The sequence below is a fragment of the Candidatus Methanodesulfokora washburnensis genome (assembly GCF_003947435.1).
Lineage (GTDB): Archaea > Korarchaeota > Korarchaeia > Korarchaeales > Korarchaeaceae > Methanodesulfokora > Methanodesulfokora washburnensis.
Window position 1 is genome coordinate 1 of sequence record NZ_RCOS01000157.1, and the last position, 7,015, is coordinate 7,015.

Consider the following 7,015-nt stretch of genomic DNA (forward strand, 5'->3'; position numbering starts at 1 on the left):
CAGGAATCTAGCACCATCGATAGTAGCACATGCCATATACGACTTCTTAGCATTTGCCGGAAGGTGATCTAATGGAGGAGAAGGGTATCCTTGCGATAGCTGTCGCCCTTCTCCTGATCGCACTACTGTTCCCGATGGGGATCAGGCCCTATGACGTGATATCGGATATATGGAACTTCATAACAGGTTTTCTGTCCGGAGGCCTCAGTGGAGCAATTGCCAATGTCTTCAACACAGCGATGGCACCATTTGTCTTCATATTCCAAGTTTTCATATTTCTGATATTTCTTGTTTTGATAGGTAATGGAACGGGGAGAATGATATACTTCGTTTTAGCAGTGCTTGTGTTCTTAAACTTCCCATATGTCACGTTTCCTGGGGACTGGCTCCAGAATCAGGTCACCTTTCTCTCAATTCCTGTTTTCTCATCCACAACATGGAACTTAATAATCTATGGGTTTGTAAGCTGGATTCTGTTCGGAGGGAGCTCGAGGGAAAGGGTTAAAGTAGTGGTAGTGAACCAACAGCCTAGGTACAGGTGATCTAATGGAGGATGAGAAGTGGGACGATCTGATAGGGAAAGCAGTTATATGGATATGCATCATAGGGATAGTGAGCTCCCTAGCTGAAGTTATTCCGGTGGTTCCGAGAATTCTGATATATGGAGTTTTCCTCTTCATGGGGATAAGGATTCTGAAGGGGCAGAAGAAATCATCTTATAGGTACAGGTGATTAGGTGTACAGGTTTTCTTCAAGATCATTTGGTCTTAATCTGTTCTCACCCTACACTCTAATTTTGGGTGTAGCTGGTATCTTCCTTGTGATAGAGTGGCTTGAGAAGCAGAATCTGTTGCCTGAGGTGAAGCTCCCTGGTTTCAACTTAGATCCGGCATGCACCTTCATGTTCTTAGGGTTTATAGCTTTTTCAGCACTTATATCCCTCAGAACAGCAGCATATTTTCTGACAATAGCCTGGATTGCTGAGTTCTGCAAGGCAAACCAGCAGTATCCATTGTTAAAGACAATAGCAGATACATTATACGCACCTCAGGCTTGGGTGGTCTCGAAGTTCCAGAACACATTCATACCTGCTGAGCATCTGGGGATATTCCTCACATTCCTCATATATTTAGCAATAGCTTATATTTTGGCTAAAGAGCAACAGCAAAAGGTTAAAATAGTTATGGAGCCTCCAAAGATGAGGGGTTAGATGTACAGGTACAGCATGAACAGGTTCGGAAGGTGGACTGCTGAATACTCTTTAATACCCTGGTCTTTAGTCATCCTGTTTTCGGCAATGGCTTACTTCGTCTATGGAGGGATAGAGGGGACTTTAGCTATTTTGATACTCTGCATACTGTACTCAGCTGCATCTCTGATAAGCTGGATACCCATTGTTGGATTTGCAATTCAGGGATTTCTGATGTACTGGGTGATAAACCCGTTTGTATTTGCCCTCACTGGGATAAGGATGAGCTGGCTGATCTGGATCATCTTCTGGTCTTACATACTGTTCGGAGCTTTCATAACATTCATAGCCACCCTGATACTGATAGTGGGAAAGGAGCCATCCTCTAGTGCTTTCTTCCACTAGACTTCCTTTTTCTTATATATTCCCTCAGTTTCCTTGTATATTCCAAGTATTCCTTTACTCTGGGGTCTGATACAGGGACGCATATAGCCTCAACATTCCATATCCTCCTGACGTTTTTCGCCGCTAGCTCGCACTCCTCCTTCGTGTTCCTGTAGGCAAGGACGCCCCACTCTGGGGGTTCTATCTCCTCCTTCTCGTGGGAGATAACTAAAGGGCCTTTCACCAGGATTGCATACCTCATATGGAATTGATCGGGTGAATTATTTAGGCTTTTTCCTGCTAAGCAATTGCCCAATTATATAAAAAGAGATTAAAAGAAAGAAAAAAGTTAGAATTAATAGAGAAATTCTTGATCGCCGTCTATCAAATGGATTATGATGTTGTAATCCTTTTCCCTCATTTTCATGAGAACACTAAACAGTTCATGGTATTGCTCATATGGAATGTTCTCCTTGACATACTCTTTTGTCTCTGGCTCATAGCTAAATCCTAGATTCTCCAGCATGCTCTCGTATCCAGAGAACCCCGTGACCGTAATATTCACCTTGTTCTCCTCGAGGTGAATTCTTATATCCATTAGCTCACCTCATATACCTTTTCTGACGTTATTGTTACCTTAACTTTGTTTATACCCATGAATTCCATAGCTCTTATAGGCTCCCCTGCCCTCCCTGACAGATATGTCCTAGCCTCTGGCTTCTCTGATGCCCATCTCTCGGCATCTTCGAGAGACGAAAATGTTGTACTCCTCATCTCGAAGACATATAGTGGGAATTTCGAGGATAACATTGCGAGGAGATTAGGTGGAAGGGCCACAGTGATTATTGCCTCTATCCCCTCCTCCTTTAGCTGATCCAAGAGAGTGTTCAGTTCTCTTGGATCAGTTGGTAGGTTCTCCACCGTCTTAACGATGGAGAACCCAAGCTCTGAAAGGGCCCTATCCTGCAAGGAGAGGAGCCTATGTCTTCCGACATATGCGACTTTCTTCTCCACCATCCCATCACCTCTACTATATGTATGACCAAACAAATATTTAATCATTCTTCGTCAATAGCTCCTCAGCTTTTATATAGATAAATTAAATTTTCTAGGCAAAAGCAGAAAAGATTATTCGATTTATTGGATTAAGGGTTTATGAAAAAAGAGAAGAGACAAAACCGATCCCTTCTGAGGGAATAAATAAACCTTCCCCTCAATATCGATAATTGATATCGAGCATCAATGAAGATCTAAGCAATTGCTTAACTTTTTCTTTCTATAAAGCATATCTATTTAAGGTTGGAGACATCATTTTCATATGCCAGTTGATGGTGTTCGCAACCCGGTTGCGTGCTTCTATATAAAGGATAAGGACGATTGCAGGAGGTCTTACGGGTGCGAGTGGACTTATAGAGGAGGAGGGCACTGCAGGCCAGATTACGCATTAGGGCCCATAAAAAGTCTTGAAGACGCTAGAAGGACGATAGACAGAGTTGTCTTCGTGATAAACAATGTGCCATCGGATATGCTCTGGCGTGCTTGGAAGGAAGCAACATACCTCGTGAACGCACTTCCGAGATCCTCATCTTGGGACAGGGTTCCTCCTGAGGCAAGGCACTACATAATGTGGGAGGGGAAGGAGAGGGTTTACGATGCGTACCTGAGGAGGGCTGAAAAAGAAGGGATAAAGACGAGGATAGCCAGAGTCCCTGCTGTTGCGAGAAGGGTCTGAGATGCAGGTTAAGCTGAAGATATTGATAGCAGCTTTCCTGATCTCTCTATTCGCTACATTGGAGATAATGGGGAATATAGCTTTATTCAAGGAGTATGTCATAACGAGCCCTCAGCTTTTAGTCCTTTCAATTCTCCTATTCACAATCTACTTTCTGGGAGTGATCATAGCTAGCAGGTCTTCTTACAGATATAGGTGATCAAATGTACAGGTTCAGAGCTAATCTGACATCGCCTTTCCTCATTGCAGCTCTGTTTATGATATGCATGGGCCTCATTTTAGTGGCTACATTCAAGCCTATGGTCGTTTATTACGGGCAGTATGTCTCCTTTTCGCTTGATAGTAATGACGGAAGCTACTACCCTGGGCAGCCCGTCGATCTCTGGGTCAGAGTGGGAGGGCAGACTGATGAAGGGATAACATATGCTTCCTCTGTGACAGTGGTGATGAAAGATCCTAGCGGGAAGACGACGAACCTCCCCGTGACTAAGATAACTGATAACGGGAGGTGGTGGAACTCAAAGTTCAATGCACCATCGACCCCTGGAACCTATGTGATAACTGTCACGGAAACTGGGTATATGGGAACCCAGTCTGTGAGCGGGAACTTGTATGTGAAGACAGCAAACCAGACCACAACAAATCAGACATCGAGCACCAACCAGACATCAAGCAGTTCATCTGGAACAAATCAGACCTCATCTGGTTCATCTGGTGGAACGGCTCCCTCCGGAACGCCATCGGGAACATCTATCTCAGGTCTATTTGACGAGCTGATGAAGCCAAGCGACAGCTTTTACAAAGCACTAATATCTGCTGGAGTTCCTGAGTCAATAGCTTACTTGATGTCGATACCTGCTGTCTGGATATTCCTCGGCATCCTGATGATAGCTCTGATGTCCAGGGGAAAAGGCTATATAGGAAGATATAGATAGATAGACAGGGGGTGCAGATGCCCAAGAAGATAGTCAGCTTATCAGGTGGATGCCTCCAGGACATGATCATAGCACAGAATGAGTACGGGATAAAGGGAGGAGAAAACTCAAGGAAGGCCAGAGAGCTAATACCTCTCCCGAATGGAGGGAGGAGAAGGGAAGAAAAAAAAGAGGGAGGAACACTTGCGGACTTCTGAGCTCCTTACCATTGCTTTATTCATATTTGTCGCTGTGAATATTATTCTGTTTTTGTTTGGATACAGGTGGACTCTGATGCTATCAGGATCTATGAAGCCTGAGATAATCCCTGGGGATCTTGTGCTGGTGAGGAAAGCTGATAGCATAAATGTGGGGGATATAGCTGTCTTCAGGATAGGGGATGAGACGATATGCCACAGGGTATTCGAGATAAGAGGTGATAGGGTTTTCACGAAGGGGGATTCTCTGGGATCTACAACAGAGGGGATTCCTTCTTTCATGGTGAAGTATAAAGTAGTCACGGTGTTTGGACATCCGGTGAAGATACCGCTTCTCTTCTTGGGATTAGTTCTCCTTGTTGTTATTGCATGGAAGGTGATTGGATGGACTACATCACAGCTATGGTGATGCCAGTATTTCTAGCTGGCCTCTTGGTGCTTTTTATAGTCTTGTTGCTCGCTATAATCCTCTTCTCCCTTGAAAACAAGAAGGAGTTCATGGGATACAGGTAGGGAAGTTACATTTATATTTTATTTCAGCTTATCTTTAAAGTGGTATCATGCTTGAGCTCACTATTAGGTCTGGGGAATACGTGGCTGTTTATGCAGATGGGGTATTCATCCCACTTCAGAAGCTACCAAGTGCACGCAAGATTTCATCAGAGCTGAAAGTTGAGAAGGAGTTTGTTGGTTCAAGAAAGCATCCTGCATTCAAGTACAGGATGGAGCCTCCTGAGGGAACTGTGTTCAAGAAAGCATCGTACGGGGAGAAGCCAAGGTATTACATATACAGAAACGGAAAGCTCGAGGAAGTGGAGCCGGAAATAGAGGAAAGGGATATCTCGAATGACATAAAGATGAGGATCACAAGAGTTGGCGATGCTGAAGAAGTCCTCCTTTTGCTTAAGCCAAATGCGAAGAGAGCACTAGAAGAGCTTATACATGAAAACAGAATTGGGTATCCACTGATAGACAGGATAAACTGTAGCGACAGGGCATATGGATTATTCTACTACTGTGAGGTTCCCAAAGATGGAACAGAGTCCATAGTGAGCATGCTCCAGGAGAAGATGCAGGGAAGGGGGAAATATGTGAACGTGGATTCCAGCTGGATGGCCGATAAGCTCTCTATCTCCGGTCTCGATCCTGATACAATGAGGGAACTGAGGGAATATGTGAACAGAGAGATCCCTCAGGCTGTGCAGGAGGCAAGCGATAAGTTCCTCGTTCTAAACTACTCCGTGATAACATATCTGGATAGAGCAGATGCCCTCCAAGGAATTGCAGACCTGCTTGAGGAGAGGGGATATGATGTAAGCAGGCTGAGGGAGGTAATTAGCAGGGATCACTGGTCTCCCCTCTGGAAAGATAGAGGGAAGATCCTAGCACTCTCCAGGGAGGCGAAGATGTCTGGGAATGTCTATATCTACCAAGAGAACCTAAGCCTTGTGGCTGCTGGAGATGTCTTTCCTCACAAGGAGGAGCTGAAGGAGGAGGGTTTTTCGTGGACTGGGAGCCACTATGTAAAGGATCTTCTTGGATGCATGGACAGGGGCCTTGATTCTCTGAGGAGGATGAGGGAGAAGGGATTCATTGTCGATGATGAAGCTATGTCGATATGCTCGGAGATCCACGAGATGTTTTCCGCACCCAGGGAGGAGTGCCACAGCATAATGGGGAACCATCCCCTCAGGGAAAAGGTGACGACTAGGCTCAGTTACACCAGAGGGCCTGAAAACATAAAAGATCTGAAGAGGAGGGATCTCTATTCATTGGTGTGCATTGTCAAACCCAAGGAGTTCCTTGATTCGGATGATTTCAAGAAGCTGAAGGTGTTCATGGAGGACAAGGGCTGCAAGTATGATAGCGGGAGATTTATCTGCCCGATAGAGGCTGGAATATGAGTGAATCCCTTTCTCTCAGAGGAATTCTTGAGGACATATTAAAATCTCTGGGATGGAAGGGCTCAGCCAAAATAGACATGTCAGCATCTGGGGGAAGGATCATCCCCTATAAGCCTGGGTCTCCTGTAAATGTCCACTTGAAGATAAAGGAAGGCGAGTGCAGGGATGAGAAATTCGATGGAAAGGAGTACAGAGTTTGCGATGTGTATAGTAGTGCAATAATAACGACAAAGACGGATTATATAGAGAAGAACTTCAGCTTCAGGGTGATAGACCAGAAAGTTGTCGATGCCGAAAAGAAGAAGGCTTACGCAATTGCTTCGACCCACTGCAAGCTCCTGATGAAGGAAGATCCTGATGTGTTCATGTGCATTCCGTATGTTTACAACCTTGGATGGGGTGCAGGCTACAGGGGGAAGTTCATAGCCGCTAGGAAGAAGGATGTTGAGCCTCTAGTGGAATTCCTCAACAGCATCGCAAGGATGAGCTTGCATGAGGAGAAGGAAGGAAGGATCAGTAGTTTAATTTAGAATAAATCTTTTTTATCTCAACGGTATCTGAATCTGAGGGAAAAAATGTCTGATATTGAGGTCTCAATGCAAAGAGGATTGAAAGTTCCGGAACCTCTTTCCCACCATATTAGGCATGGAATTATGTCTAAATGCAAAGAGGTT

General features: G+C 44.7%; 15 protein-coding genes. 12 read left to right on the top strand and 3 right to left on the bottom strand.

The window, feature by feature from the left end:
* Positions 1–71: 71 nt before the first annotated feature.
* The 4 genes from D6D85_RS13600 to D6D85_RS13615 are packed head-to-tail and all read left to right on the top strand — an operon-like array spanning position 72 to position 1,594.
* Positions 72–542: a hypothetical protein gene (locus D6D85_RS13600; protein ID WP_125672581.1), complete on the top strand. Its 471-nt coding sequence runs from the start codon at positions 72–74 to the stop codon at positions 540–542.
* Between the two features lie 4 nt (positions 543–546).
* The gene (locus tag D6D85_RS13605) at positions 547–732 is read left to right on the top strand and encodes a hypothetical protein (protein WP_125672582.1); all 186 of its coding nucleotides are present in this window, start codon (positions 547–549) and stop codon (positions 730–732) included.
* 4 nt (positions 733–736) lie between these two features.
* Positions 737–1,210 (top strand): hypothetical protein, encoded by a 474-nt coding sequence (locus tag D6D85_RS13610; protein WP_125672583.1) that lies wholly within the window; start codon positions 737–739, stop codon positions 1,208–1,210.
* Complete coding sequence (locus D6D85_RS13615) at positions 1,211–1,594, top strand: hypothetical protein (RefSeq protein ID WP_125672584.1); 384 nt, start codon at positions 1,211–1,213, stop codon at positions 1,592–1,594.
* Here D6D85_RS13615 and D6D85_RS13620 read toward each other — a convergent pair.
* From D6D85_RS13620 to D6D85_RS13630, 3 genes are all read right to left on the bottom strand, one after another.
* Positions 1,575–1,835 carry a hypothetical protein gene (locus D6D85_RS13620; RefSeq protein ID WP_125672585.1) on the bottom strand — a complete coding sequence of 87 codons (261 nt, stop codon included), beginning with the start codon at positions 1,833–1,835 and terminating at the stop codon, positions 1,575–1,577. The two genes, D6D85_RS13615 and D6D85_RS13620, sit on opposite strands and share 20 nt — an antisense overlap.
* Positions 1,836–1,928: 93 nt before the next feature.
* Positions 1,929–2,171, bottom strand: a complete 243-nt coding sequence (locus D6D85_RS13625; RefSeq protein WP_125672586.1) for a hypothetical protein — start codon at positions 2,169–2,171, stop codon at positions 1,929–1,931.
* Positions 2,171–2,590 (bottom strand): hypothetical protein, encoded by a 420-nt coding sequence (locus D6D85_RS13630; RefSeq protein WP_125672587.1) that lies wholly within the window; start codon positions 2,588–2,590, stop codon positions 2,171–2,173. Before D6D85_RS13630 ends, D6D85_RS13625 begins: the two co-directional genes overlap by 1 nt.
* Before the next feature lie 301 nt (positions 2,591–2,891).
* On the opposite strand from D6D85_RS13630, the gene D6D85_RS13635 reads away from it, so the two are divergent.
* The 8 genes from D6D85_RS13635 to D6D85_RS13665 are packed head-to-tail and all read left to right on the top strand — an operon-like array spanning position 2,892 to position 6,871.
* A complete protein-coding gene (locus tag D6D85_RS13635; protein WP_125672588.1) occupies positions 2,892–3,305 on the top strand; it encodes a hypothetical protein in 414 nt (137 codons plus the stop codon).
* 1 nt (position 3,306) lies between these two features.
* On the top strand, positions 3,307–3,504 hold the full coding sequence (locus D6D85_RS13640; protein WP_125672589.1) for a hypothetical protein: 198 nt from the start codon (positions 3,307–3,309) through the stop codon (positions 3,502–3,504).
* A gap of 4 nt (positions 3,505–3,508) precedes the next feature.
* Positions 3,509–4,240, top strand: a complete 732-nt coding sequence (locus D6D85_RS13645) for a hypothetical protein (RefSeq protein WP_125672590.1) — start codon at positions 3,509–3,511, stop codon at positions 4,238–4,240.
* A 17-nt stretch (positions 4,241–4,257) separates the two neighbouring features.
* The gene (locus tag D6D85_RS13650) at positions 4,258–4,437 is read left to right on the top strand and encodes a hypothetical protein (RefSeq protein ID WP_125672591.1); all 180 of its coding nucleotides are present in this window, start codon (positions 4,258–4,260) and stop codon (positions 4,435–4,437) included.
* Positions 4,382–4,846: a S24/S26 family peptidase gene (locus tag D6D85_RS13655; RefSeq protein WP_125672592.1), complete on the top strand. Its 465-nt coding sequence runs from the start codon at positions 4,382–4,384 to the stop codon at positions 4,844–4,846. Before D6D85_RS13650 ends, D6D85_RS13655 begins: the two co-directional genes overlap by 56 nt.
* Entirely contained in the window at positions 4,822–4,950 is a 129-nt protein-coding gene (locus D6D85_RS17100) for a hypothetical protein (RefSeq protein ID WP_272914446.1), read from the top strand. The genes D6D85_RS13655 and D6D85_RS17100 overlap by 25 nt, the downstream gene beginning before the upstream one ends.
* Positions 4,951–4,997: 47 nt before the next feature.
* Positions 4,998–6,341, top strand: coding sequence for a hypothetical protein (locus tag D6D85_RS13660; RefSeq protein ID WP_125672593.1), 1,344 nt, complete (start codon positions 4,998–5,000; stop codon positions 6,339–6,341).
* The gene (locus tag D6D85_RS13665; RefSeq protein ID WP_125672594.1) at positions 6,338–6,871 is read left to right on the top strand and encodes a hypothetical protein; all 534 of its coding nucleotides are present in this window, start codon (positions 6,338–6,340) and stop codon (positions 6,869–6,871) included. Before D6D85_RS13660 ends, D6D85_RS13665 begins: the two co-directional genes overlap by 4 nt.
* Positions 6,872–7,015 lie beyond the last annotated feature (144 nt).